Origin of the sequence: Arenimonas caeni, from assembly GCF_003024235.1 — a bacterium.
Taxonomy (GTDB): domain Bacteria; phylum Pseudomonadota; class Gammaproteobacteria; order Xanthomonadales; family Xanthomonadaceae; genus Arenimonas; species Arenimonas caeni.
Genome location: NZ_KZ679094.1, coordinates 59615 through 82326 on the forward strand (window position 1 = coordinate 59615; position 22712 = coordinate 82326).

At 72.6% G+C, this 22712-nt stretch carries 26 protein-coding genes; 8 read left to right on the plus strand and 18 right to left on the minus strand.

The genetic code is table 11. The features are described 5' to 3' along the window. The first annotated feature begins 74 nt into the window (after nt 1–74). Nucleotides 75–1208, plus strand: coding sequence for a polyamine ABC transporter substrate-binding protein (locus C6N40_RS10645; RefSeq protein ID WP_106991007.1), 1134 nt, complete (start codon nt 75–77; stop codon nt 1206–1208). A gap of 55 nt (nt 1209–1263) precedes the next feature. Here C6N40_RS10645 and C6N40_RS10650 read toward each other — a convergent pair whose 3' ends face one another. Continuing rightward, nucleotides 1264–1893 carry a class I SAM-dependent methyltransferase gene (locus C6N40_RS10650; protein ID WP_106991008.1) on the minus strand — a complete coding sequence of 210 codons (630 nt, stop codon included), beginning with the start codon at nt 1891–1893 and terminating at the stop codon, nt 1264–1266. A gap of 90 nt (nt 1894–1983) precedes the next feature. Between C6N40_RS10650 and C6N40_RS10655 the strand changes: the two genes are divergently transcribed. Next, nucleotides 1984–2412, plus strand: coding sequence for a DUF6491 family protein (locus C6N40_RS10655; RefSeq protein ID WP_106991009.1), 429 nt, complete (start codon nt 1984–1986; stop codon nt 2410–2412). A 3-nt stretch (nt 2413–2415) separates the two neighbouring features. On the opposite strand, the gene rlmKL is transcribed toward C6N40_RS10655, so the two are convergent. Together rlmKL and C6N40_RS10665 are read right to left on the minus strand one after the other, a co-directional pair. Next, nucleotides 2416–4551, minus strand: a complete 2136-nt coding sequence (gene rlmKL, locus C6N40_RS10660) for a bifunctional 23S rRNA (guanine(2069)-N(7))-methyltransferase RlmK/23S rRNA (guanine(2445)-N(2))-methyltransferase RlmL (RefSeq protein WP_106991010.1) — start codon at nt 4549–4551, stop codon at nt 2416–2418. Continuing rightward, entirely contained in the window at nt 4548–5066 is a 519-nt protein-coding gene (locus C6N40_RS10665) for a YqiA/YcfP family alpha/beta fold hydrolase (RefSeq protein ID WP_106991011.1), read from the minus strand. The genes rlmKL and C6N40_RS10665 overlap by 4 nt, the downstream gene beginning before the upstream one ends. Nucleotides 5067–5105: 39 nt before the next feature. On the opposite strand from C6N40_RS10665, the gene C6N40_RS10670 reads away from it, so the two are divergent. The 4 genes from C6N40_RS10670 (at nt 5106) to C6N40_RS10685 (ending at nt 8201) form a co-directional block, all read left to right on the plus strand. Next, complete coding sequence (locus C6N40_RS10670; RefSeq protein ID WP_106991012.1) at nt 5106–5681, plus strand: N-acetylmuramoyl-L-alanine amidase; 576 nt, start codon at nt 5106–5108, stop codon at nt 5679–5681. A gap of 38 nt (nt 5682–5719) precedes the next feature. Beyond that, entirely contained in the window at nt 5720–6601 is an 882-nt protein-coding gene (tesB, locus tag C6N40_RS10675) for an acyl-CoA thioesterase II (RefSeq protein WP_106991013.1), read from the plus strand. Further along, on the plus strand, nt 6601–6996 hold the full coding sequence (locus C6N40_RS10680) for a pathogenicity-like protein (RefSeq protein WP_106991014.1): 396 nt from the start codon (nt 6601–6603) through the stop codon (nt 6994–6996). The genes tesB and C6N40_RS10680 overlap by 1 nt, the downstream gene beginning before the upstream one ends. Nucleotides 6997–7058: 62 nt before the next feature. Beyond that, nucleotides 7059–8201 carry an RNA polymerase sigma factor gene (locus C6N40_RS10685; protein ID WP_106991015.1) on the plus strand — a complete coding sequence of 381 codons (1143 nt, stop codon included), beginning with the start codon at nt 7059–7061 and terminating at the stop codon, nt 8199–8201. 70 nt (nt 8202–8271) lie between these two features. On the opposite strand, the gene C6N40_RS10690 is transcribed toward C6N40_RS10685, so the two are convergent. The 14 genes from C6N40_RS10690 to C6N40_RS10755 all read right to left on the minus strand — a co-directional run bounded on the left by C6N40_RS10690 (nt 8272) and on the right by C6N40_RS10755 (nt 19642). Next, a complete protein-coding gene (locus tag C6N40_RS10690) occupies nt 8272–8631 on the minus strand; it encodes a PilZ domain-containing protein (protein WP_106991016.1) in 360 nt (119 codons plus the stop codon). Then, complete coding sequence (locus C6N40_RS10695; RefSeq protein WP_106991017.1) at nt 8628–9626, minus strand: DNA polymerase III subunit delta'; 999 nt, start codon at nt 9624–9626, stop codon at nt 8628–8630. The genes C6N40_RS10690 and C6N40_RS10695 overlap by 4 nt, the downstream gene beginning before the upstream one ends. Then, the gene (gene tmk, locus C6N40_RS10700) at nt 9623–10249 is read right to left on the minus strand and encodes a dTMP kinase (protein ID WP_106991041.1); all 627 of its coding nucleotides are present in this window, start codon (nt 10247–10249) and stop codon (nt 9623–9625) included. Before tmk ends, C6N40_RS10695 begins: the two co-directional genes overlap by 4 nt. Before the next feature lie 2 nt (nt 10250–10251). After that, entirely contained in the window at nt 10252–11283 is a 1032-nt protein-coding gene (gene mltG, locus C6N40_RS10705) for an endolytic transglycosylase MltG (RefSeq protein ID WP_240183504.1), read from the minus strand. Nucleotides 11284–11294: 11 nt separating this feature from the next. Next, entirely contained in the window at nt 11295–12110 is an 816-nt protein-coding gene (gene pabC, locus C6N40_RS10710; protein ID WP_205208596.1) for an aminodeoxychorismate lyase, read from the minus strand. Then, nucleotides 12107–13447 (minus strand): aminodeoxychorismate synthase component I, encoded by a 1341-nt coding sequence (locus C6N40_RS10715; protein WP_106991018.1) that lies wholly within the window; start codon nt 13445–13447, stop codon nt 12107–12109. Before C6N40_RS10715 ends, pabC begins: the two co-directional genes overlap by 4 nt. Nucleotides 13448–13470: 23 nt before the next feature. Continuing rightward, a complete protein-coding gene (fabF, locus tag C6N40_RS10720) occupies nt 13471–14709 on the minus strand; it encodes a beta-ketoacyl-ACP synthase II (protein ID WP_106991019.1) in 1239 nt (412 codons plus the stop codon). A 147-nt stretch (nt 14710–14856) separates the two neighbouring features. Continuing rightward, nucleotides 14857–15096 carry an acyl carrier protein gene (gene acpP, locus C6N40_RS10725; RefSeq protein ID WP_034210536.1) on the minus strand — a complete coding sequence of 80 codons (240 nt, stop codon included), beginning with the start codon at nt 15094–15096 and terminating at the stop codon, nt 14857–14859. A 131-nt stretch (nt 15097–15227) separates the two neighbouring features. Continuing rightward, the gene (gene fabG, locus C6N40_RS10730; RefSeq protein WP_106991020.1) at nt 15228–15971 is read right to left on the minus strand and encodes a 3-oxoacyl-ACP reductase FabG; all 744 of its coding nucleotides are present in this window, start codon (nt 15969–15971) and stop codon (nt 15228–15230) included. A gap of 137 nt (nt 15972–16108) precedes the next feature. After that, on the minus strand, nt 16109–17050 hold the full coding sequence (gene fabD, locus C6N40_RS10735) for an ACP S-malonyltransferase (protein ID WP_106991021.1): 942 nt from the start codon (nt 17048–17050) through the stop codon (nt 16109–16111). Between the two features lie 73 nt (nt 17051–17123). After that, nucleotides 17124–17843: a BUD32 family EKC/KEOPS complex subunit gene (locus C6N40_RS10740; RefSeq protein ID WP_106991022.1), complete on the minus strand. Its 720-nt coding sequence runs from the start codon at nt 17841–17843 to the stop codon at nt 17124–17126. Between the two features lie 3 nt (nt 17844–17846). Beyond that, entirely contained in the window at nt 17847–18821 is a 975-nt protein-coding gene (locus C6N40_RS10745) for a beta-ketoacyl-ACP synthase III (RefSeq protein WP_106991023.1), read from the minus strand. 97 nt (nt 18822–18918) lie between these two features. Further along, entirely contained in the window at nt 18919–19116 is a 198-nt protein-coding gene (rpmF, locus tag C6N40_RS10750) for a 50S ribosomal protein L32 (protein WP_106991024.1), read from the minus strand. Nucleotides 19117–19129: 13 nt separating this feature from the next. Beyond that, a complete protein-coding gene (locus C6N40_RS10755) occupies nt 19130–19642 on the minus strand; it encodes a YceD family protein (RefSeq protein ID WP_106991025.1) in 513 nt (170 codons plus the stop codon). A 115-nt stretch (nt 19643–19757) separates the two neighbouring features. Between C6N40_RS10755 and C6N40_RS10760 the strand changes: the two genes are divergently transcribed. Both C6N40_RS10760 and C6N40_RS10765 read left to right on the plus strand, forming a co-directional pair. After that, nucleotides 19758–20243: a hypothetical protein gene (locus C6N40_RS10760; protein ID WP_106991026.1), complete on the plus strand. Its 486-nt coding sequence runs from the start codon at nt 19758–19760 to the stop codon at nt 20241–20243. Then, nucleotides 20240–20818, plus strand: a complete 579-nt coding sequence (locus tag C6N40_RS10765) for a Maf family protein (protein WP_106991027.1) — start codon at nt 20240–20242, stop codon at nt 20816–20818. The genes C6N40_RS10760 and C6N40_RS10765 overlap by 4 nt, the downstream gene beginning before the upstream one ends. On the opposite strand, the gene C6N40_RS10770 is transcribed toward C6N40_RS10765, so the two are convergent. After that, complete coding sequence (locus C6N40_RS10770; RefSeq protein WP_240183505.1) at nt 20815–22647, minus strand: glycosyltransferase family 39 protein; 1833 nt, start codon at nt 22645–22647, stop codon at nt 20815–20817. The two genes, C6N40_RS10765 and C6N40_RS10770, sit on opposite strands and share 4 nt — an antisense overlap. Nucleotides 22648–22712 lie beyond the last annotated feature (65 nt).

The window sequence follows — 22712 nt, forward strand, 5'->3', positions numbered from 1 at the left end:
CGCCCGGCCCCGGCCGGTTTGACAGCCCCCGCGACCGCGCCGACCATGGCAGCCCCGAACCCACGGAGCCGGCCATGATCCTGCGCTACAGCCTGATCGCGTCCGCCCTGCTGCTGGCCGCCTGCGGCCGCCAGGACGCCGCCCCCGCAGCCGACGAACCGGCCGCCGCCAGCAGCGGCGACCAGGTCGTCTACGTCTACAACTGGTCGGACTACGTCGCCGAGGACACCCTCGCGAACTTCGAGGCCGAGACCGGCATCCGCGTCGTCTACGACACCTACGACGCCAACGAGATGCTCGAGACCAAGCTCATGGCCGGCGCCTCCGGCTACGACGTGGTCTTCCCCTCGGCCCGCCCGTTCGCCCAGCGCCACATCCAGGCCGGCATCTACGGCCAGCTCGACAAGTCGAAGCTGCCCAACCTGGCCAACCTCGACGCCGACCTGCTTGAGGGCCTGCAGGACGTCGACCCGGGCAACGCCCACGCCGTGCCCTACATGTGGGGCACCACCGGCCTGGGCATCAACGTGGCCAAGGTGAAGGCCGCCCTGGGCGAGGACGCGCCGCTCGATTCCTGGTCGCTGCTGTTCGACCCGGCCAACGCCGCCAAGCTCGCCGCCTGCGGCATCGCCGTGCTCGACGACGAGCAGGAAACCTTCGCCGCCGCGCTGATCTGGCAGGGCCGCGACGCCAACGCCCTCGCCGGCGACGAGACCGAGGTGGTCAGCACGGCCTATGCCGGCATCCGACCGCACATCAAGTATTTCCACTCCTCGCGCTACATCGACGACCTGGCCAACGGCGACATCTGCATCGCCATGGGCTATTCGGGCGACGTGTTCCAGGCCCGCGACGCCGCGGCCGAGGCCGAGAACGGCATCGAGATCGAGTACATCATCCCGAAGGAAGGCGCGGTGCGCTGGGTCGACCTGATGGCGATCCCGGCCGATGCGCCGCACGCCGACAACGCCCACGCGTTCATCAACTACCTGCTCAAGCCGGAAGTCTCGGCGGGCATCGTCGATTACGTTTCCTACGCCAGCCCGAACACGGCGGCGCTGGAGTTCATCGACCCGGAAATCGCCGCCGACCCGGGCGTGTACCCGCCGGCCGGGGTGATGGACAAGCTGGTCGACCCGGTGACCCTGCCGCAGGAAACCACCCGCGAACGCGTGCGCGCCTGGACCACCATCAAGACCGGCCAGTAATCGCGACGCATGGCATGGACGACGGCGCGCCCCACCCGGGCGCGCCGTTTTCTTTTCAGCGCATCGAGCGCGGGCGGATGGCGCGCGAGACGCGCCGGGAATACACGTACACCGTGGCCGGCGGCACGTTCCACCAGGTGAAGCTGCCGCGCCGGGCGACCAGGTCCAGGTCGTCCAGGACCTCCCGGTTCACCGGGTTGGCCGGACCGTAGGTGAACTGCACGAAGCGGCCCTCGGGCTGCAGGCAGTCGAAGGCCGCCGCCAGGATGGCCTGCTGGGTCGGGCGCGGCATCGACAGCAGGCCGAGGCCGGAAACCACCGCATCGGCCGGGGACGATTCGTCGAAGCCATGCTGGCGCGCCACGGCGCCCAGGTCGCGGGCGTCGGCACAGGCCACCTGCACCTGCGGGAAGTGCCGCTGCAGGTGCTGGTGCAGTTCCTCGTTGAGCTCGAGCACCAGCAGGTCGCGCGGAGAAATGCCGTGGTCGAGCAGGGCCCGGGTGAACACCCCGGTGCCGCCACCGAGTTCGACCACCCGGCGGGCCCCGTTCGGCAGTTCGGACATCATCTGCCGGGCCAGCTGCCGGCTCGAAGGCGAGATGGCCGCCACGCCCCGGGGGTTCTTCAGCCATTGGCGGAAGAAGGTCCAGGTGTGGACAAGCGCGGATTGCGGAGTTCGATCCATGGCGTGAGCATACTGCGCCCGGTCGTGTTTCGTACCGGTTAAGCGCGACCCCCAGAGACTGGACCAGGCCCCCTGTCGAGGAAACCTGCCATGCGTCATGCCCTCGCCCTTGCCCTCCCCCTGGCCGCCGCCACGGCGCTGCTGGCCGGCTGCGCCACTCAGGCCACCACGCCCCCCGACGGCAGCGCCGCCGTGCCGCATCCGGTCGAGTGCATCGACCCGTCGCTCGTACGCGGCTGGGTCTACGTCGACGACGAGCAGCTGCTGGTCGACGCCGGCCGGCGCAAGTATCGCGTCCGCCTGGCCGAACGCTGCTTCGCGCTGGGCACTTCGCCCGGCCTGGTGTTCAAGGGCGACCACGTCAGCAACCGCGTCTGCGGCCACGCCGGCGAGTACGTGGTGTTCGCGCACGAGCGCTGCCGCATCCACCGGGTCGAGCGCATCGACGACGAGACCTACGGGAAGCTGCGCGACGCCAACCGGGCCCGCGGCGAAGTGCGCGCGGGCCAGGGCGACTGAGGCTCAGCGCGCCCGCAGCTCCCAGCAGCGGTGGATGCGCGGGTTGCGGGCGAAGTCCGGCGCGATCGTGTCCGGGCTGATCTCGCGCACCTGCGCGAAGGCCGACACCGCGGCTTCGTCCAGGCGGAAACGCCGGTAATTGTTCGAAAACAGCAGCAGCCCGCCCGGGGCCAGCCGCGCCATCGTGGCGCGCAGCAGCCGCACGTGGTCGCGCTGGGTGTCGAAGTCGGCGGCGCGGGCCGAGTTCGAGAACGTCGGCGGGTCGCAGAACACCAGGTCGTACTGGCCGCGGTCGGCCTCCAGCCAGGCCATGGCATCGGCCTGCACCAGCTGGTGCTGGCGGCCGGTGGCGCCATTGAGCGCGAGGTTGCGGCCGGCCCATTCAAGGTAGGTGGCCGAGAGGTCGACGCTGGTGGTGCTGGCGGCGCCGCCCGCCGCGGCCTGCACGCTGGCCGCGCCGGTGTAGCAGAACAGGTTCAGGAAGCGCTTGCCGCCGGCCTCGCGGGCGATGCGCAGGCGCAGCGGCCGGTGGTCGAGGAACAGGCCGGTGTCGAGGTAGTCGAACAGGTTCACCTGCAGGCGCGCCGCGCCCTCGCTCACGACGAAGAACTCGCCGCGCTGGTCCATGCGCCCGTACTTGCTGCCACCCTTGCCGCGGGCGCGGGTCTTGATGGCCACCTGGGCCGGCGGCACGGCGAACACCTCGCGCACGGCGTCGAGCAGCTCGCCGAAACGGCGGCGGGTGTCGGCCTCCGGGATCGAGGACGGGGCCTCGTACTCCTGCACGTGCACGAAGGTGCGGGCCGGGCCACCGTCCTCTTCGTACACGTCCACCGCCGCGGCGTATTCGGGCAGGTCGGCGTCGTAGGCGCGGAAGCACGACACGCCCTCGCGGCCGCGCCAGCCCTTTGAATTGCGCAGGTTCTTGCGCAGGCGGTTGGCGACCATCTGCGCGCCCTCGCCCAGCGGCCGCGGCTCGCGCGGCTCGCGCGCCGGCGGCTGCACCGGGTCGCAGACGAGCAGCGAACACTCAAGCGCACCGTTGAAGAAGGCATAGCGCTTGCCGGCGCGCAGGCCGGTGGCGCGCGCCAGTTCGTCCGAGCCGCACAGCAGCACCGCACGCCAGTCGGGCACGGCGGCGCGCAGGGCGTCGCCGAGGGCGCGGTAGAGCGCCGGGTCGGCGGCCAGGCGCGCGTCGTAGGGCGGGTTGCACACGACCAGGCCACGCACCGGCCCGGGCGATTTCAGCGCCGTGATGTCGGCGCGATCGAGCCGGATCAGCTCGGCCACGCCGGCGCGGTCGGCGTTGGCCACCGCCGCCTGCAGGGCCTTCGGGTCGAGGTCGGCGCCGAAGAAGACCGGGCGCAGGGCAGCGCGGCCGCGTTCGGCGCGCTCGCGCGCCTCGGCTTCGATCCGCGCCCACAGCGCCGCGTCGAAGCCCTTCCAGCGGGTCGGCGGGGCACCGGCCAGGCGGCGCAGGCCCGGCGCCTCGTCGGCGGCCATCAGCGCGCCTTCGACCAGCAGCGTGCCGCTGCCGCACATCGGGTCGAGCAGCGCGCCGCCCTCGGCGTAGACCTTCGGCCAGCCGCCGCGCAGCAGCATGCCGGCGGCCAGGTTTTCCTTCAGCGGCGCCTCGCCCTGCGACTGGCGCCAGCCGCGACGGTGCAGCGGGCCGCCGCCGAGGTCCACCGACAGCACGGCGCGGCCCTTGCGCACCACCAGCGACAGGCGCAGGTCGGGCGACTCGGTGTCCACCGATGGGCGCACGCCGTGCGCGGCGCGCATGCGGTCGACCACGGCGTCCTTCACCCGCTGGGCGGCGTAACGTTCGTGCGTCAGCCCGGGGCCGGAGACGTGGGCATCCACGGCCAGGGTGCCCTCGGCGTCGAGGTGCAGGGGCCAGTCGAGCGCATGCACGCCCTGGTAGAGGTCGTGTTCGTTCTCGCAGGCGAACTCGGCCAGCGGCCAGTGCACGCGGCTGGCCAGGCGCGAGAACATCACCGCCCGCAGCGCCGCCTCCATGCCGCCCTCGGCATTGGCGCCGGCCAGCGCGGCCGTGGCCTTGCCGGCGCCGAGCGCCTGCAGCTCGTCGGCCAGCAGGTATTCGAGCCCCTTGGCGCAGGCGACGAAGAACTTCACGCCAGCATCCGCAGGAAACGCCCGAACTCGTCGGCGCAGAACTCGACGTGCGCGGCCAGGCGATGGCTGTCGGGCACCAGCACCAGGTGGTCCTGGCGGCGCTGGGCCCAGCGCACCACGTCCTGGGCCGGGATCAGCTCGTCCTCCCAGCCGTGCACGATGCGCGTGGGCACCATGGCGGCGCGCAGGTACCGCGGCTCGACGTCCAGGGCCACCGGCGGCGCCATCAGGAACAGGCCGGCCACCGGCACTTCGCGCGACACGTGGGCCGACACGTAGGCCCCCATGCTCGAGCCGGCCAGCACCAGCGGCCGCGCCGTGGCGGCCCGGGCCAGCGCGGCCAGGCGCGCGATGCGCCCGGGCACGTCGCCCAGCAGGCTGGTGGCGTCGAGGTCGCGGTAGTCGGGGCGTTCGTGGCTCCAGCCCAGTTCGCCCGCGACGCGGGCCAGGGCCTCCGCCTTGGTGGCGCCCGGGCTGGAGTCGAGCCCATGGGAAATGATGACGTGGCCGCTCATGGGGGGCTCCGGAAACGGCCGCGATGGTAGCATGCGGGCATGACCCCCGACCTGCCGCCGGAGCCGGTGCCGCACGACTGGCCGCTGCCCTACGAAGCCCGCCTCGAGACCCGCCCGCTGTCCCAGGTCGACCTGGTGGTCATCCACTGCACCGAACTGCCCGACCTGCCCACCGCCCGCGAGTACGGCGAGCGCGTGATCTACGACAGCGGCACCGGCAACAGCGGCCACTACTACATCGACCGCGACGGCAGCATCCACATGTTCGTCCGGCCCGGGCGCGTGGCGCACCACACCCGCAGCTACAACGAGCGCTCGGTCGGCATCGAGCTGGTCAACCGCGGCCGCTACCCCGACTGGCTCGACTCGCGCCGGCAGGAGATGGAAGAGCCCTACACCGACGAGCAGGTGGCCTCGCTGCTGTGGCTGCTGGGCCGGCTGCGCGGGGAGATCCCGAGCCTGGAGTTCATCGCCGGCCACGAGGACCTCGACGCCTCGCGGGTGCCCTCCAGCGACAACCTGCACCAGCTGGTGTTCCGCAAGCGCGACCCGGGGCCGCGCTTCCCCTGGTCGAAGGTGCTGGCGGCGGTGCCACTCGAGCGCATCCGCCCCTGAGGGGCCGGTATAATCCGCGGCCGAACCCCGGAGCCCCCATGACCGCTTCCGTCGCCGCCGAACTGGTGGACCTGCTGCGCCTCGAGCGCCTCGAAGACAACCTTTTCCGCGGCCAGAGCCGCGACATCGGCACCAAGTACGTGTTCGGCGGCCAGGTGCTGGGCCAGGCCCTGTCGGCCTGCCAGCAGACCCTGGCCGGCGACCGCCACGTGCACTCGCTGCACGCCTACTTCCTGCGCGCCGGCGACGTCGAATCGCCGATCGTCTACGACGTCGACCGCACCCGCGACGGCAGCAGCTTCTCGGTGCGCCGCGTCACCGCCATCCAGCACGGCAAGCCGATCTTCGTGCTCGCCGCCTCCTTCCAGGAGGACGAACCGGGCAACGAGCACCAGCTGCCCATGCCCAGCGTGCCGGCGCCGGAAGACATCGAGCCGGTGCCCGCGCCCACGCCCGAGCAGCTGGCCCAGCTGCCGCCCAAGGCGCAGCGCTGGCTCTCGCGCATGGGGCCGTTCGAGATCCGCCCGGTGTATCCGCGCGACGAGGTCAAGCCGCCCAAGCGCCCGCCCTTCCAGCAGGTCTGGTTCCGCCTGACCGGCGAGGTCGGCGACTCGCCGGTGCTGCACCAGGCCCTGCTGGCCTACGCCTCCGACTTCCACCTGCTCGGCACCGCGACCTTCCCGCACGGCATCAGCTACTACCAGCCGAACGTGCAGATGGCCTCGCTCGACCACGCCATGTGGTTCCATCGCCCCTTCCGCGCCGATGACTGGCTGCTCTATTCGCTCGACAGCCCCAGCGCCCAGGGCGCCCGCGGCCTGGCGCGCGGCCAGATCTACGCCCGCGATGGCCGCCTGGTCGCGTCCACGGCCCAGGAAGGCCTGATCCGCGTCCTGCCCGAAGCCTGGAGCCCCCGCTGATGCGCCAGGTCTTCACCTCCGTCCGGCTCGAGAACGTCGAGCGCGTGGCCGCCATGCTCAACGAGGCCGGCATCGAGACCAAGATCAGCCAGGGCCGCAGCTGGAAGGGCAACAGCCGCCGCGAGTTCAGCTACAGCGCCAAGGACCACGATCCGAGCCAGCAGCCGGCGCTCTGGGTGCTCAAGCCCGACGACTTCAAGCAGGCGCGGCAGATCCTGTTCGACGCCGGCCTGCTCGAGGCCACCCGCGAGACGAGCTACCTGCCCGAGGCCCTGCAGTTCCGCGAGGCCAAGGCCAGCGACCCGATGGCCCGGGCCACCAAGATCCGCCTGGCCCTGCTGGCGGCGGTGGCGGCCGGTGCGGGCCTGCTGCTGTTCCGGATGTTCTTCGCCTGAGGCCGGTCACACCCCGGTCCTCCGCCTCGTCTGGGGTTTGAACCCCCGAAACGGAGCGCACCATGAGCACCGACGTCCTCGACAGCCTCGTCCACGCCCACCTGCCCGCCGCCGCCCGCGGCGACCAGGCCGCCTACGGCCGCATCGTCGCCGGCTGCCAGGGCACCGTCACCGCGATCGCGCTGGCGATCACCCGCGACGTGCCGACCAGCGAGGACGTGGCCCAGGAGGCCTTCCTCTCGGCCTGGCAGAACCTGCGCAAGCTGCGCAATCCCGACAGCTTCCTGCCCTGGCTGCGGCAGATCACCCGCAACCTCGCCCGCGACCACCTGCGCAGCCGCGCGCGCCGCGACGAGCCGGTGGAGGACATCGAGGCGCTGCTCGCCCAGGCCACCGATCCGCACCCGGCGGCCTGCGATGAGCTGGCCGAGGCGCAGGAGCACGCCATCGCCGCCGGCGTCATCGACAGCCTGCCCGAGGAGAGCCGCGAGGTGCTGCTGCTCTACTACCGCGAGGGCCAGAACTCGCGCCAGGTCGCCAGCCTGCTCGGCCTGCAGGACGCGGCCGTGCGCAAGCGCCTGCAGCGCGCCCGCGAGCGCGTGCGCGGCGAGCTGCTCGAGCGCCTGGGCCGCTTCGCCAGGGGCAGCGCGCCGGGCACGGCCTTCACCGCCGCGGTGGCGATTGCCCTCACCACCGCGGCGCCGCCGGCCGCAGCCGCCACGGCGCTGGGCGTGGGCGCGCTGGGCGGCGCCAAGGGCCTGGCGAAAGTCGGCGTGGGCGCGCTGGGCGGCGCGGCGATCGGCATCGGCGGCGGCCTGCTCGGCATCTGGCTGGGCGTGCGCAAGTACCTGCGCGCCCCCTTCGACGACGAGGAGCGCCGCAGCATGGTTGCCTACGCCCTGGTGACGTCCGGCCTGGTCATCGGCTTCAGCCTGGGCATCGTGGCGCTGGCGAAGATCCCCGGCTGGATCCCGCATTTCGCGCTGTCCGCGGGCTTCATGGTGGGCATGATGGTGAGCTGCGGCGTGTGGCTGCCCAACATCCTCGAGCGACGCCGCGCGCGAGAGCGGGAGCTCGACCCGGTGGGCGCCGCCGCCCGCCAGGCCCGCGAGCGGCGCATGAGCCGCTGGGGCGCCATCGCCGGCCTCGTGCTGGGCAGCGCCGGCTTGCTGCTCGGGCTTTGGCTCAGCGGGCGGATGGGCTGACGCACGAACCAGGCGCGCATCAAAAAGGCCCCGGCATGACCGGGGCCTTTCGTTTGCAGCGCCGCGGCGCTTACATCGTGTGCGTGGGCTTGTCGGCTTCCAGCGTGCCGGCCAGGAAGGTTTCGATCTTGCCCTTAACGGCCTCGGCTTCCGCCGTGTCGGCGAACTGCACGCCGATGCCGGCGCCGCGGTTGCCCTGCGCACCCGCCGGCGTCACCCAGACCACCTTGCCGGCCACCGGCAGGCGGTCCTTCTCTTCCATCAGCGAGAGCAGGATGAAGACTTCGTCGCCCAGCGCGTAGCGCTTGGTGGTGGGCACGAAGATGCCGCCGCCCTTCACGAAGGGCATGTAGGCGTTGTAAAGCGCCGCCTTGTCCTTGATGGCCAGTGACAGGATGCCCTGCCTTGCGCCCGCGCCGCCTCCGATCATCGCCCTGCCCTCATGCTCTTCGAATCCATGGACATGCTACGCCATTCGAGCAGCAGCCCGGCCAGCACCAGATCGTGGCGCAGGCCCGGCACGGCCAACTGGCCGCGCAGCCGGTTGACGGCGTCGAACCACGCGGAAAGCTTCTGCAAGTCGGCCGGGACGGTCAAGCCGGGGTCGCGCGCGGCGGCCAGGCGATGCGCCAGGCCGTCGAGCACCGCTTCGGCGGCGAAGCGCAGGCGCAGCGCGCCCTGCTCGTCGGCCAGCCATTCCGCCGCCAGTTCCACCGGCGTGCGGCGCCCGTCGGCCACCGCCGCCAGGCCCGCCAGCACCGCCGTGCGCAGGGCCAGGCTGTCGTCGGCCAGCCAGGCGGCGGCCAGGCCGGGATGCCCGCGGGCCGCGTCGAGCGCGCGCGCCGCGGCCTGCGGCCCGATCCCCTGCCCCGCCAGCCAGGCCTCGGCCTCCGCGCGCGGCGGGGTGCGGAACTCGAGCCGCTGGCAGCGGCTGCGGATGGTCGCCGGCAGGCGGCCCGGCTCTTCGGTGACCAGCAGCAGGTAGCGGTCGCGCGAGGGCTCTTCCAGCGTCTTGAGCAGGGCGTTGCTGGCGCTGGGGTTGAGCGCGTGCGCCGGGTCGATCACCGCGACCTGGGCGCCGCCCATCTGCGGCGTCAGCGAAAACCACTGGCCGAGCTCGCGCATCTGGTCGACGATGATCTCGCTGCGCAGCTTGTCGCCCTTCTCGGTGGGGATGAAGCCCACTTCGCGCAGGTCCGGATGGGTGCCGGCGGCGAGCAGCTGGCAGCCGCGGCACTGGCCACAGGCCAGGCCGTCGGCGCCCGGGCTGGCGCACAGCAGGCGTCGCGCCAGCGCCGCGGCGACGTCGCGCTTACCCATGTGCGGCGGGCCGCACAGCAGCAGGGCGTGGCCCAGCCGGCCTTCGGCCAGGCTGGCCAAGGCGCGGTCGAGCACGCGCTGCTGCCAGGGTGCCGGGGCGCTCATGGCCGCGTGCCCAGCCATTCGCGCAGCGCCGCCACGGCGGCGTCGCGCACCGTGGCGGCCGGCTGGCTGGCGTCGATGACACGAAAACGCGCGGGCTCGGCCCGGGCGCGGGCCAGGTAGGCCGCGCGCACGCGCTCGAAGAATTCCTCGCGCTCGGACTCGATGCGGTCCGGCTCGCCGCCGCGCGAACGCGCGCGCGCCAGGCCCTGGGCCACGCCGACGTCGAGCAGGAAGGTCAGGTCCGGGCGCAGGCCTGCGGCCCAGCGCTCGAGTTCGGCGATGTGGCCGGTGTCCAGGCCGCGGCCGCCGCCCTGGTAGGCGAAGCTGGCGTCGGTGAAGCGATCGGCCAGCACGGCCGCGCCGCGCGCCAGCGCCGGGCGGATCACCTGCCGCACCAGCTGCGCGCGCGCCGCGAACATCAGCAGCAGCTCGGCCTCGGGCACCAGGTGCTGGCCCGGGCGCAGCAGCAGCTCCCGGATCGCCTCGCCCTCGGGCGTGCCGCCGGGCTCGCGCGTGCACACCACCTCGCGCCCGCCTTCGGCCAGCACGGCCTTCAGCGCCTCGAGCACGGTGGACTTGCCGGCGCCCTCGCCGCCTTCGAGCGTGATCAGCAGGCCGGCCATGGTCAGCGGCACCGCTTGAGCTGGTGGCAGGCCACGGCGCGGTTGTGTTCGGCCAGGCTGGCCGAGAACACATGGCTGCCGTCGCCGCGCGACACGAAGTACAGCGTATTGCCGGGCAGCGGGTGCGCCGCTGCCTCCAGCGCCGCGCGCCCGGGCATGGCGATCGGCGTCGGCGGCAGGCCGCCGCGGGTGTAGGTGTTGTAGGGCGTGTCGGTGGTCAGGTCGCGGCGGCGGATGTTGCCGTCGTAGGCGCTGCCCATGCCGTAGATGACGGTCGGGTCGGTCTGCAGGCGCATGCCCAGCCGGAGCCGGCGCACGAACACGCCGGCGATCTCCGGGCGCTCGCTGGCCTTGCCGGTTTCCTTCTCGATGATCGAGGCCAGCGTCAGCAGTTCGTCCGGCGTTTCGATCGGCAGCCCGTCCTCGCGGCCTTCCCAGGCCTCCGCGAGGGCCTTGTCCATGGCCAGCATCGCCCGGCGCAGCAGGTCGACGTCGCTCATGCCGCGGGTGTAGTGGTAGGTCTCGGGCAGGAAGCGGCCCTCGGGATGCAGGCCGTCCCGGCCCAGCGCCTTCATCAGCGCGGCGTCGTCGAGCTCGTGCAGGGTCTGCACCACGCGCTCGTCGGCGGCCAGCGCCGCGCGCAGCTCGCGCAGGTTCCAGCCTTCGACGATCGTGAAGCGGTAGTGGATCACGTCGCCGCGCTCGAGCTTGCGCAGCAGCTGCGAGGGCGTGATGCCGTGGCGGATGCTGTAATCACCCACCTGCAGCCGCGACAGCACGCCCATCTCCTGGGCCAGCAGCTTCCACTCCAGGTCGTGGCCTTCGTCGACGCCGAGTTCGCGCAGCTTGCCGAGGATGTCGGTGAAGCCGTCGCCGCGCTCGACCGTGAGGATGCGCTCGCTGCCGGCCAGCGCCAGCGGCGTGTCGGCGAAGCCCTCGTAGCGCTGCCACAGCCAGCCACCCACGGCGACCGTGGCGAGCAGGAACAGCGCCAGCAGCGCCTTGAGCAATTTGTACGAAGACTTCTTCGGCAAGTTCGGGTTCCTCAGCCTGCCGCCAGTTCGCGGCCCATCGCCGCGGCCAGCGCGCGCAGGCCCTCATGCGGCGGCCAGCGCCGCTCGCCCAGGCGGCCCACGGGCAGGATACCGCGCACCGCGTTGCACAGGAAAAGCGCCTCGGCCGATTCCACGTCCGCAGGCGACAGCGCGGCCTCGGCGGCGTCCGGCACGCGGTCGAGCAGCCAGGCGCGGGCGACGCCGGCCACGCCGCATTCGTCCACGCGCGGCGTCAGCCAGCGGCCGTCGATGCGCGCGAACACGTTGGCGGCGGTGGCGCAGGCGACGCGGCCGCGGGCATCGAGCAGCAGGCCCTCGTGCACGTCCGGATCGTCCCACTCGGCCCGCGCCAGCACCTGCTCGAGCCGGTTGAGGTGCTTGTGGCCCGCCAGCGCCGGCTGCAGCGCCAGCCGCAGCGTGCACCAGCGCAGCACCAGCGGCGCCGCGATGGCCGCCGGCAGCGGGTGCAGCGACAGGACCAGCGTCGGCTCGCCGGCGCCCTGCGGCGCGTAGCCGCGTCCGCCGGCACCCCGCGTGAGCACCAGCTTGAGCACCGCGTCGGACGGCGCACCGGCCAGCAGCGCGGCCAGTCCCGCCTCGAGCCAGTCGCGCGGCGGCGCCACCAGGCCCAGCGCCGCGGCGCCACGTGCCAGGCGCGCGTGGTGTGCCGGCCACCAGGGCAGCCGGCCGCGCGCCACCCGCATCGTTTCGAACAGGCCGTCGCCATAGGCCAGGCCACGGTCGCCGGCGTCGACGGCGGGCACCGGCGACAGGCCGCGGTAGACCCGCACGGCCAGCGCGCTCACCCGGCCGCCCCCAGCGCACGCAGCAGGCCACGGGCCTTGGCGCGGGTCTCGTCGAGCTCGCGCGCCGCATCCGAGTCGACCACGATGCCGGCACCGGTGCGGAACTGCAGCTCGCGGCCCTGCAGCCAGGCGCTGCGGATCAGGATGTTGAGGTCGAGGTCGCCGTCGTTGTCGAGGTAGCCGAAGGCGCCGGTGTAGGCGCCGCGGCCCTCGCCCTCGAGCGCGGCGATGATCTCCATGCAGCGCACCTTGGGCGCGCCGGTGATGGTGCCGCCCGGGAACACCGCCCGCACCACCCCGCCCGGCGTGGTGCCGGCCCGCAGGGTGCCGGTGACGTTGGAGACGATGTGGTGCACGTGCGCGTAGCTTTCGACCGCCATCAGCTCGTCCACGCGCACGCTGCCCGGCTCGCAGACGCGGCCGATGTCGTTGCGCTCGAGGTCGATCAGCATCACGTGCTCGGCGCGCTCCTTCGGGTTGCCGACCAGGTCGCGGATGCGCGCCTGGTCGTCGTCGCCGGCGAAACGCGGGCGGGTGCCGGCGATCGGGCGCGTGTCGATGCGCCGGCCGCGCACCGAGACTAGGCGCTCGGGCGACGAGCTGAGCAGCGCCGCGTCGCCCAGGCGCATCAGGCCGGCGAAGGGCGCCGGGTTGTTCTCGCGCAGCCGCGCGTAAACCGCGGCCGGATCGGGCGCCGACGCGAAGCGGGCGCGCCACGCGCGCGAGAGGTTCACCTGGAAGACGTCGCCGGCGCGCAGGTAGTCGTGGATGCGGGCCACGCCGTCGGTGAACCGGGCCGGTTCGTCCTCGGACAGCACCGGCGGCTCGAAGGGTGCCGGCGGCGGCGCCATCGGCGCGGCCGCGAGCCGCCCAAGCCAGTCGCCGGCGCCGGCCTCGGCCACCGCGAAGCACTCGCCGCTGGCGCGGTCGCGCAGCACCGCCGCCGGGCAGCGCCAGGCTACGGCCACCGGCAGCGGACCCGGGGCCTGCGGCAGGCGCAGGCGGGGCTCGACCTGGCCGGCCAGCTCGTAGGCGAGGAACAGGCCCCAGCCGCCGCGGAACGGCAGCGTGGCGTCGATGGCGGGCTGGCGCTCCGCCGCCCAGCGGGCGTCGAGCTCGCCCAGGAAGTCGTCGCCCACCGCGGCCCCGTCCTGCAGCGTGCGCACCCGGCCGTCGGCGTCCAGGCGCAGGCCGCTGCCGTCGGTGGCCAGAAGCAGGTCCCAGCGGGAAAGGGCATTGCCCCCCGCCACGCTCTCGAGCAGCAGCGGGAAGCGGGCCGGGTCGGCGGCCTGCAGGCGCAGCAGGTCGGTGCCCGGCGGCAGCGCGAGGACGTGCATCGCGGCGACCGGGCGCGGCGCGCTCAGAGGCGCTTGAACACCAGGGAGCCGTTGGTGCCGCCGAATCCGAAGCCGTTGGAGACGGCCACGTCGATCCTGGCCTGGCGCGCGGTGTTGGGCACGTAGTCGAGGTCGCAGCCCTCGCCCGGGTTCTCGAGGTTGATGGTCGGCGGGATGACGCCGGTGTGCAGCGCCAGCACCGAGAAGATCGCCTCGACGCCGCCGGCGGCGCCCAGCAGGTGGCCGGTCATCGACTTGGTGGAGCTGACCATCGTCTTGTAGGCGTGCTCGCCGAGCGCGGCCTTGATGGCCATCGTCTCGCCCAGGTCGCCCAGCGGCGTGGAGGTGCCGTGCGCGTTGAGGTAGCCGACCTGCTCGGCGTTGACGCCGGCGTCCTTGAGCGCCGCGCGCATGCAGCGCGCCGCGCCCTCGCCGTTCTCGCTCGGCGCGGTCATGTGGAAGGCGTCGGAGCTGGCGCCGAAGCCGGCCAGTTCGCAGTAGATGCGGGCGCCGCGGGCCTTGGCGTGTTCGTACTCCTCGAGCACGAGGATGCCGGCGCCGTCGCCGAGCACGAAGCCGTCGCGGTCCCGGTCCCAGGGCCGCGAGGCGCGCGTGGGCTCGTCGTTGCGGGTGGACATGGCCTTCATCGAGCAGAAGCCGCCCACCGAGGTCGGGGTGCAGCCATGCTCGGCGCCGCCCGCGACCATGATGTCGGCGTCGCCGTACTGGATCATGCGCATCGCCGTGCCGATCGAATGGTTGGCGGTGGCGCAGGCCGAGACGGCGGAGAAGTTCGGGCCCTTGATGCCCTTCATGATCGTCAGCTGGCCCGGCAGCATGTTGATGATGGTGCTGGGCACGTAGAAGGGCGAGACCTTGCGCGGGCCGCCCTCGTGCAGGGTGATGGCGGTGTCCTCGATGCCACGCACGCCACCGATGCCCGAGCCGATCAGCACGCCGATGCGCTCGGCGTTCTCGTCCGTCACCTCCAGCCCCGCGTCCTGCATCGCCTGCAGGCTGGCCCACAGCCCGTAGTGGATGAAGGTGTCCATCTTCTTGACGTCCTTGGGCGGCAGGAAGGACTTGGCGTCGAAATCGCGCACTTCGCCGGCGATGCGGGTCGCATAGGCGGAGGCGTCGAAATGGGTGATCGGGCCGATGCCGCTGCGGCCGGCCTGGATGCTTTCCCAGGCCGAATCAAGGGTGTTGCCGATGGGCGAGGCGATGCCCATGCCGGTGACGACGACGCGACGATGACTCATGGCGAAACTCCGCTATGGATTCAGGGTGCGCGGCAGCGCCACGCATGCGCCGGCGCTCGTGCCGACATTTGCTCCGGCATCCGGGCCGGAGGCCGCAAACGCGCAGGGCCGCGCAAGCGCGGCCCCGGCGTCGAAAACGTCAGGCGATCAGGCCTTGACGTGGGCCTTGATGTAGTCGATGGCCTGCTGGACGGAGGTGATCTTCTCGGCCTCTTCGTCCGGGATCTCGCACTCGAACTCTTCTTCGAGGGCCATGACCAGCTCGACGGTATCCAGGGAGTCGGCGCCGAGGTCGTCCACGAACGAGGCGTTCACGGTGACTTCCTCTTCCTTCACGCCCAACTGCTCGATGACGATTTTCTTGACGCGTTCTTCGATGCTGCTCATGGATCTGTCTCCTCCCGGAGGGATGTTTGCGGGCGCATTGTAATCAAATGCCGGACGCGGCGGGCGCCTGTCGCGCCGCGGCCTGGGATCGGGAGGCGGGATTCTATCGCAAATCCAGCCGCCACAAGGGGTTAGGGCATGTACATGCCGCCATTTACGTGCAGGGTCTCGCCGGTGATGTAGGCCGCCGCCGGGCCCGCCAGGAAGGCCACGGCCCGGGCGATGTCGGCCGGCTCGCCGAGGCGGCCGAGGGCGATCTGGCCCTCGAGCGCCTGGCGCGATGCCTCGGGCAGGTCCTTGGTCATGTCGGTCTGGATGAAGCCCGGGGCCACCACGTTGACGGTGACGCCGCGGCTGCCGATTTCCTTGGCCAGCGACTTGCTGAAGGCGATGATGCCGGCCTTGGCGGCGGCGTAGTTCGCCTGCCCCGCGTTGCCGGTGACGCCGATGACGGAGGCGATGTTGATGATGCGGCCCTTGCGCGCCTTCATCATGCCGCGCATCACCGCCTTGGACGTGCGGAAGACCGAGCTGAGGTTGGTGTCGAGGATGGCCTGCCAGTCCTCGTCCTTCATGCGCATCAGCAGGTTGTCGCGGGTGATGCCGGCGTTGTTGACCAGGATGGTGACCGGACCGAAGGTCTTGGCGACCTCGTCGAACACGGCCTCAACGTCGGCGCCGTCGGCGACGTCGAGCTTGCGTCCCGCCCCGCCCCTGCCCGCCAGCCGCTCGCCGATGGCGGCGGCGCCGGCCTCGGACGTGGCCGTGCCGATGACCGTGGCGCCCAGCGCCGCCAGCTCGTCGGCGATCGCCGCGCCGATGCCACGGCTCGCACCGGTCACGATCGCGATCTCACCCTTCAGCACTTCAGACATCTTCGTACTCCCGAATCAGGATTTGGCCACGGATGGGCACGGATGGACACGGATAAAAGCGGATCAGGGACAGGAAACCTCCCCATTTCTCATCTGCTCTTATCCGTGTACATCCGTGTTCATCCGTGGCAAGAAAATCAGTCCTTCCACTCCGCGAGGGCGGCGTCGAAGTCGGCGGGGGTGCCGAGGGCGCGGGCGTCGAGGGACTTGTCGATGCGCTTGGCCAGGCCGGTGAGGACTTTGCCCGGGCCGCATTCGGCGATGCGGGTGGCGCCGCGGGCGGCCAGGGCCTGCACGCATTCGGTCCAGCGCACCGGCAGGTAGAGCTGGCGCACCAGCGCGTCGCGGATGGCCTGCACGCCTTCGTGCACTTCGCCGTCGACGTTCTGCACCACCGGGATCGACGGCTCGTTCCAGTCCATCGCCGACATCACCTCGGACAGGCGGTTGGCGGCCTCGCGCATCAGCGGCGTGTGCGAGGGCACCGACACCGCCAGTTTCACCGCCTTGCGCACGCCGCGGGCCTGCAGCTCGGCCAGCGCGCGATCGACCGCGGCGGCGTCGCCGCCGATCACCAACTGGCCCGGCGAATTGAAGTTGGCCGGCACCACCACGCCATCGCCCGCGACGGCCTCGCAGACCTCGGCCACGAGTGCGTCCTCGGTGCCCAGCACCGCGGCCATGGCGCCGGTGCCGGCGGGCACCGAAGCCTGCATCAGCCGGCCGCGCTCGCGCACCAGCTTCGCGCCGTCGGCCAGGCCGATCGCACCGGCCGCCACCAGCGCGGCGTACTCGCCGAGGCTGTGGCCGGCCAGCAGCGCCGGGCGAGCACCGCCGCGCGCCAGCCAGGCGCGCCAGGTGGCCACGCCCGCGGCCAGCAGCGCCGGCTGGGTGAACTCGGTCTGGTTGAGCTGCTCCTCGGGACCCTGCTGGCACAGCGCCCACAGGTCGACGCCGGCGCCCTGCGACGCCTCGTCGAAGGCGGCGCGCACTTCCGGATGCGCTGCGGCGAGTTCGGCCAGCATGCCCAGCGACTGGGAGCCCTGGCCGGGGAATACGAATGCGATGGACTGGCTCATCTTCAACCCGGGAAACGGAACCGGCGAATCATAAGCGAGGCCGGGCCGGTTCCGTCTGTACCGGCGCGTAGGGTCAGCGGCAGGCGGCGGCCAGGCTCGCGAGCGCCTCGGCGACCTCGCGCGAGCGCCCGCCGAACAGGCGCGCGGGCGGCACCAGCCAGCGCAGCGCATGGGTGGTGCGCGCGACTTCGGCGCGCACGGCGGCCGGCACGCCCTGCAGGTGCTCGCGCAAAAGCGCGGCATGCATGCCCGGCTGGCCCGAGAGGAAGCGTGCGGTCGAATGGGCGTAGAACAGCAGGTCGCGCGCCTGCGCCGCGGCCAGCGACATCATCGTGGCCGGATCTTCCTCAAGGTCGATGAAGCCGATCTCGCCATCGCGGATGGTCAGGTTGCGGGCGAAGGCCTGGCTCAGGTAGCCACCCCGCGCATGCACTTCGCCGATCGCGCGCAGCCCCAGCGCGACCAGCTCGCGGCGCGACTGCGGATCGGCCTGCGCGCGGCAGGCGACGGCGAGCGTCGGCCCGAGGTCGCCCAGCAGCAGCTCGCGATCACCGACCTCGAGCAGGGGCGGCACGCGCACGCCCAGCGCCGCGAGGCGGTTGATCATCGACTGTTCGGTCCGGCAGGCACGCTCGGCGGTGAGCGGCACGGGCGCGAGCAGTGAATTGGCGCCCAGGCGGCGGGCGACCCAGCGCAAGGCGGCCAGGCGCCGGCGGTGCCCGCCCTCGGCATACGTCTTGCGCCAGGCGCGCTGGCCTTCCCAGGTGGCCGGCTGGACCCGGGTGAGGGCCATGGCTCAGTAGCGGATGAGCGCGGAGCCCCAGGTGAAGCCGCCGCCGAAGGCTTCGAGCAGCAGCAGCTGGCCGCGCTGCACCTTGCCCGAGCGCACGGCCTCGTCCAGCGCCAGCGGCACCGAACCGGAAGACGTGTTGCCGTGCTTGTCGACGGTGACGATGACCCGGTCCATCGACATTTCCAGGCGCTTGGCCGTGGCTTCGATGATGCGCAGGTTCGCCTGGTGCGGGATCAGCCAGTCCAGGTCGGACTTGGCCAGGCCGTTGGCGGCCAGGGTTTCGTCGACGACGGCGTCGAGCGCCCTGACCGCATGCTTGAAGACTTCGTTGCCGGTCATCAGCACGCGCACGCCGGCGTTCTTTTCGCCGGGCTTGAAGCCCACCGAGACGCCCACCGGGTTGTACAGCAGCTCTTTCTTGCCGCCGTCGGCGTGCAGGTGCGTCGAGAGGATGCCGGCCTCGGCATCGGCCTTGAGCACCACCGCGCCGGCACCGTCGCCGAACAGCACGCAGGTGTTGCGGTCGGACCAGTCGAGCATGCGGGTCAGCGTCTCGGCGCCGATCACCAGCACGGTGCGGGCGTTTCCGGCGCGGATGAAGCTGTCGGCGACGCTGAGCGCGTACAGGAAGCCCGAGCAGGCGGCGTTGACGTCGAAGGCGGCGCAGCCGTTGGCGCCCAGCCGGTGCTGCACGAGGCAGGCCGTGGACGGGAAGATGAGGTCGGGCGTGGTGGTGCCGAGCACGATCATGTCGAGCTCGGAGGCCTCGACGCCGGCGGCCTGCATGGCGGCGCGAGCCGCGCGCTCGGCCAGGTCGGCGGTGGTCTCGCCTTCGGCGGCGACGTGGCGCTGGCGGATGCCGGTGCGCGTGGCGATCCATTCGTCGCTGGTTTCGACGAACTTCTCGAGATCCTGGTTGGTCAGCACCTTGGCCGGCAAGGCACTGCCGGTACCGGCGATACGCGAGAACACGGCCATGGCAACTCCCTCCGGCTGACCGTCAAAAACGCGCGCGGCGGGACCGGCCCGCCGCGCCTGGAACGACTCGCTCCGCCCCGCGGGGCGGGACGCGGCCTCAGTCTTCCTCGACCACCGAGCCGGACTTGGTCTCCACGACCTTGCGGCCGCGGTAGTAACCGTCCTTGGTGACGTGGTGGCGCAGGTGGGTCTCGCCCGTGGTCGGGTCGGTGGCCAGCTGCTTGGCGGTGAGGGCGTCGTGCGAGCGGCGCTGGCCGCGGCGGGACGGGGTGACACGGGACTTCTGGACGGCCATGGCTTGTCTCCAACTACTTCTTCTGTTCCTTCAACGCGGCGAGCGCGGCGAAAGGGTTCGGTTTCTCTTCCTCTTCGAGGTCCGCCGGCCAGGTGGCCATGACGTCCTTCGCGTCGGGGTCGATCGGTACCACCGGCACGGCGAGGATCAGTTCGTCCTCCACCAGGCCGGCCGGGTCGAGCTCGCCGCTGGCGTCGAGCAGGAGGGGTTCAACGCCCTCCGGCAGCGCCGCTTCCTGCGACTCGTCGGTGATCAGGCCCAGGCGCTGGCTGACGCGCACCGGGTACATGAACCGCTCGAGCGAGCGCTGGCAGACCAGCGGCAGCTTGGCCTCGACCCGGACCTCGACGTAGCGCATGCCCATCGCATCCACGCCGAATTCCAGCCCGAAGCGGCAATCACCTTCGGCGTCCGCCAGCGCCGGCAGCAGCCGGGGCATCCCGGACAGCGGAAGGCGGCCTTCGAACAGCCGTTTGGCCGCAACCATGCGCCAGGCATCGAGCACGGGAGGCAAGGGAGCGGACATAAGCGCGAAATTGTAGGCCTGCAGACCAGCACTGTCAAACCTAAGCGCTTGCGCCGACAAGGGTTTGCCGCCCCCGCCGGCGCTGGTGCAGACTGCCCGCTGCCACGGAGCCCGCATGCCCAGCCTGATCACCCTCTTCGGCCTCGCCGGCCTCGTGCTGGCCTTCCTCCTGCTCTGGTGGATCGTCCGGGGCCGCCGCCGCGACCGCAGCCTGCGCCGCCTGCTCGACCTCGCCGACGAAATGGAAAGCCTGCTCGACCTGAGCCAGGTGCGCATGCGCGCCCTCCAGGGGGTGGTCGGGCGCGTGCCCCGGGACATCGCCGCCGTGGCCCAGGCCTCGATCGACAGCACCCTGCCGGTGCGCGAGGCCAAGCGCGACCTGCTCCAGCACCGGCTGTGGATCAAGCACCACGGCCAGGCCGCCCGCCAGTCCGAGCTCGACGCCGCCTGTGCCGCCCTGGGCCGCGCCCGCGACCGCCTGGCCGGGGAACTGGCCGCCCTGGACCGGGCCGGCGAGGCCCTGGCCGAGGCCACCGAAGCCAGCGAACAGGCCGCCCAGCGCGAACCGGCGGCCCTGCGCCGCCCCGAAAACCGGCCATGAGCGCCCTGGTGCTGGCCTCGACCTCGCGCTACCGGCGCGAGCTGCTCGGGCGGCTGGGCCTGCCGTTCTCGGTCGAGCGCCCCGAGGTCGACGAAACGGCCCTGCCCGGCGAACCACCGGTCGTGCTGGCCGCCCGCCTGGCCGAAGCCAAGGCCCGGGCCGTGGCCGCGCGCCACCCCGGCGCCTGGGTGATCGGCTCGGACCAGGTGGCTGAACGCGACGGCCTGGCGGTCGGCAAGCCCGGCGACCGCGCCGGCGCCCTGGCCCAGCTCGCGGCGGCGTCCGGCCGCAGCCAGCGCTTCCACACCGCCTTCTGCCTGCTGCACCTGGCCGACGGCGCGATGCACGCCGGCCAGGACCTGACCGTCGTGCGTTTCCGCTCCCTCGGCCCGGATGAGATCGCCCGCTATGTCGACGCCGAGTCGCCCCTGGACTGCGCCGGCAGCTTCAAGTGCGAGGGCCTGGGCATCAGCCTGTTCGAGGCGATCGAAACCCGCGATCCGACCGCGCTGGTCGGCCTGCCGCTGATCGCCCTGTCGGCGGCGCTGCGCGCGGCCGGGTTCGCCCTGCCCTAGCGCAGTTCCACCGGCATCGCCGGCCAGTCCTCGACGCCGCCGTCGGTGGCGTGCAGGCGCAGGCCGAGCCAGGCCCGGCCCGGTTCGCGCCCACCGAGCGGAACCTCGGCAGTGAACCCGAACGCGTCGCCATCGGAGGCCGGCAGGCCCCAGTAGTCCGCGACATCGGGGCGCGGCAGGCCGTGGTTTGCCTGCGCCACGACCTCGCCATCGAGCAGCACCTCGACGCGCGCCAGGCCCGCGCCGGATTTGAGCGCCCAGCCCTCGACGCGCAGCTCGCCCGCGATGGCCTCGCCGGGTTGCGGCGAATCGACCCAGGCCAGCGCGGGCAGCACGCAGGCCGCGTGCGCGGGAACGCCTCCGTCCGCCTCCGCATCCGCGCGGGCGTCCGCGAGCGCAGCTGGCGACGCCAACCCGAACCGCAGGAAGCGCTTGCGCCCCTGGTCGACATTGAGCACGCGCGGCGATGGCAGCACGCCGGCCAGCGTGCACAGCTCGCGATAGCCATCGAGCCGCGCCCTGAGCGGCCGCGCCGTGTCTTCGACCACCAGCAGCACGGGCGCGCCGCTTTGCAGCGATTCACCGCGCTCGAGCAGGCCCCACTGCTGCAGCTGGACGGCGCGGCCGTGCTTGGCGTTGAGCGGGTGCTCGAGCACGCGCACTTCGCTGCCGAGGGCCAGCGAGAGCTGCGCGCCGAGCATGAAGTTGTCGGCCACCAGCAGGGTGCCGGGCGGCATCGCAGCCAGGTCACCGCGCACCGCCCGCGCCACCTCGTTCCAGCCTGAAAGGTTGTCGGCATACGCCGGGCCGGCTGCCAGCCAGGCGCGCCCCGCCGGCGTCGCCAGCACCGCCAGGTAGGCCAGCAGGGCACACAGGCCTGCCGCTGCGAATCCGTACACCACTCGCCGCGCCCAGGGCCGCCAGCGCGACAGCAGCACCGGCGCCGCCGTGCACAGCGCCAGCCAGCCGGCCAGTGGCCAGTGGAAGCTCACGCGCTCGCCGTCGGCGAAGAAGCCGAGCAGGAAATAGCCAGGCACCGCCACGGCGCCCAGGCCGAGCAGCAGCGGCCAGGCCGGCTCGTCGCCGCCGCGCCGGCGCCAGGCCGCGGCCAGCGTCGCCAGCAACAGCAGCAACAGCGGCGGCGTCACCACCAGGGCCTGCACCGGCAGCCACCACAGCCCGGCGGCCTGCGGTTGCCAGGGATGCCGCTGCACGAACTGGAAATCCACGCCGGCGCCCTGGTTGGCCAGGTTCCAGGCCAGCACCGGCCACCACGCCGCCGCGCCCGCCGCCAGCGCCAGCCAAAGGCCAGGATGGCGCAGCAGCGCGCGCCCCTCGCGCACCGCCAGCAGGCCGGCCGCGCCGGCCAGCACCACCAGGGCGAACCGGTAGTGCGTCAACGCCCCCATCGCCAGCGCCAGCGCCAGCTGCACGAAGGCCGGCCAGCCGGCGCGGGCGAGCAGCGCCGCGAACGCATCCAGGCACAGCAGCGCCGCCACCAGCATCGGCACGTCGGGCAAGGCCAGCACGCCCATCGCGCCACCCAGCGGCATCAGCAGCACCAGCCAGGCCGCCTGCCACGCGGCGGCCTCGCCGAACCAGCGGTGCGCGATGCGCCAGGCCAGCCAGGGCAGCAGCGAACCGAGCAGGACGAAGGGCAGCCGCACCGCGAAGATCGACGGCCCGCCGACGGCCGTGCCGAGCCAGGCCAGCCAGGCGGTCAGGCCCGGCAGGTCGGAATACGCCCAGGCCGGGTGGCGCGCTTCCTGCGCATAGAAGGCCTCGTCGCCGAAGGGCTGCAGCCACGCGGCCAGCAACAGCTTGGCCATCAGTACCGCAGCCCAAACCGCGGGGAACTTCACGCGCGTCGAACCGGGCCGCATGCCAGCATCCA

Coding starts and splice junctions, on each gene's coding strand:
- C6N40_RS10695 (WP_106991017.1), bottom strand. CDS start 9,626: ATGAGCGCCCCGGCACCCTGGCAGCAGCGCGTGCTCGACCGCGCCTTG.
- C6N40_RS10650 (WP_106991008.1), bottom strand. CDS start 1,893: ATGGATCGAACTCCGCAATCCGCGCTTGTCCACACCTGGACCTTCTTC.
- C6N40_RS10670 (WP_106991012.1), top strand. CDS start 5,106: ATGACCCCCGACCTGCCGCCGGAGCCGGTGCCGCACGACTGGCCGCTG.
- acpP (WP_034210536.1), bottom strand. CDS start 15,096: ATGAGCAGCATCGAAGAACGCGTCAAGAAAATCGTCATCGAGCAGTTG.
- C6N40_RS10715 (WP_106991018.1), bottom strand. CDS start 13,447: ATGCACGTCCTCGCGCTGCCGCCGGGCACCGACCTGCTGCGCCTGCAG.
- C6N40_RS10655 (WP_106991009.1), top strand. CDS start 1,984: ATGCGTCATGCCCTCGCCCTTGCCCTCCCCCTGGCCGCCGCCACGGCG.
- rpmF (WP_106991024.1), bottom strand. CDS start 19,116: ATGGCCGTCCAGAAGTCCCGTGTCACCCCGTCCCGCCGCGGCCAGCGC.
- tesB (WP_106991013.1), top strand. CDS start 5,720: ATGACCGCTTCCGTCGCCGCCGAACTGGTGGACCTGCTGCGCCTCGAG.
- C6N40_RS10685 (WP_106991015.1), top strand. CDS start 7,059: ATGAGCACCGACGTCCTCGACAGCCTCGTCCACGCCCACCTGCCCGCC.
- fabF (WP_106991019.1), bottom strand. CDS start 14,709: ATGAGTCATCGTCGCGTCGTCGTCACCGGCATGGGCATCGCCTCGCCC.
- C6N40_RS10680 (WP_106991014.1), top strand. CDS start 6,601: ATGCGCCAGGTCTTCACCTCCGTCCGGCTCGAGAACGTCGAGCGCGTG.
- tmk (WP_106991041.1), bottom strand. CDS start 10,249: ATGGCCGGCCTGCTGATCACGCTCGAAGGCGGCGAGGGCGCCGGCAAG.
- C6N40_RS10770 (WP_240183505.1), bottom strand. CDS start 22,647: ATGGCCAAGCTGTTGCTGGCCGCGTGGCTGCAGCCCTTCGGCGACGAG.
- C6N40_RS10645 (WP_106991007.1), top strand. CDS start 75: ATGATCCTGCGCTACAGCCTGATCGCGTCCGCCCTGCTGCTGGCCGCC.
- C6N40_RS10665 (WP_106991011.1), bottom strand. CDS start 5,066: ATGAGCGGCCACGTCATCATTTCCCATGGGCTCGACTCCAGCCCGGGC.
- fabD (WP_106991021.1), bottom strand. CDS start 17,050: ATGAGCCAGTCCATCGCATTCGTATTCCCCGGCCAGGGCTCCCAGTCG.
- C6N40_RS10745 (WP_106991023.1), bottom strand. CDS start 18,821: ATGGCCGTGTTCTCGCGTATCGCCGGTACCGGCAGTGCCTTGCCGGCC.
- fabG (WP_106991020.1), bottom strand. CDS start 15,971: ATGTCTGAAGTGCTGAAGGGTGAGATCGCGATCGTGACCGGTGCGAGC.
- C6N40_RS10760 (WP_106991026.1), top strand. CDS start 19,758: ATGCCCAGCCTGATCACCCTCTTCGGCCTCGCCGGCCTCGTGCTGGCC.
- C6N40_RS10740 (WP_106991022.1), bottom strand. CDS start 17,843: ATGGCCCTCACCCGGGTCCAGCCGGCCACCTGGGAAGGCCAGCGCGCC.
- C6N40_RS10690 (WP_106991016.1), bottom strand. CDS start 8,631: ATGATCGGAGGCGGCGCGGGCGCAAGGCAGGGCATCCTGTCACTGGCC.
- C6N40_RS10755 (WP_106991025.1), bottom strand. CDS start 19,642: ATGTCCGCTCCCTTGCCTCCCGTGCTCGATGCCTGGCGCATGGTTGCG.
- C6N40_RS10765 (WP_106991027.1), top strand. CDS start 20,240: ATGAGCGCCCTGGTGCTGGCCTCGACCTCGCGCTACCGGCGCGAGCTG.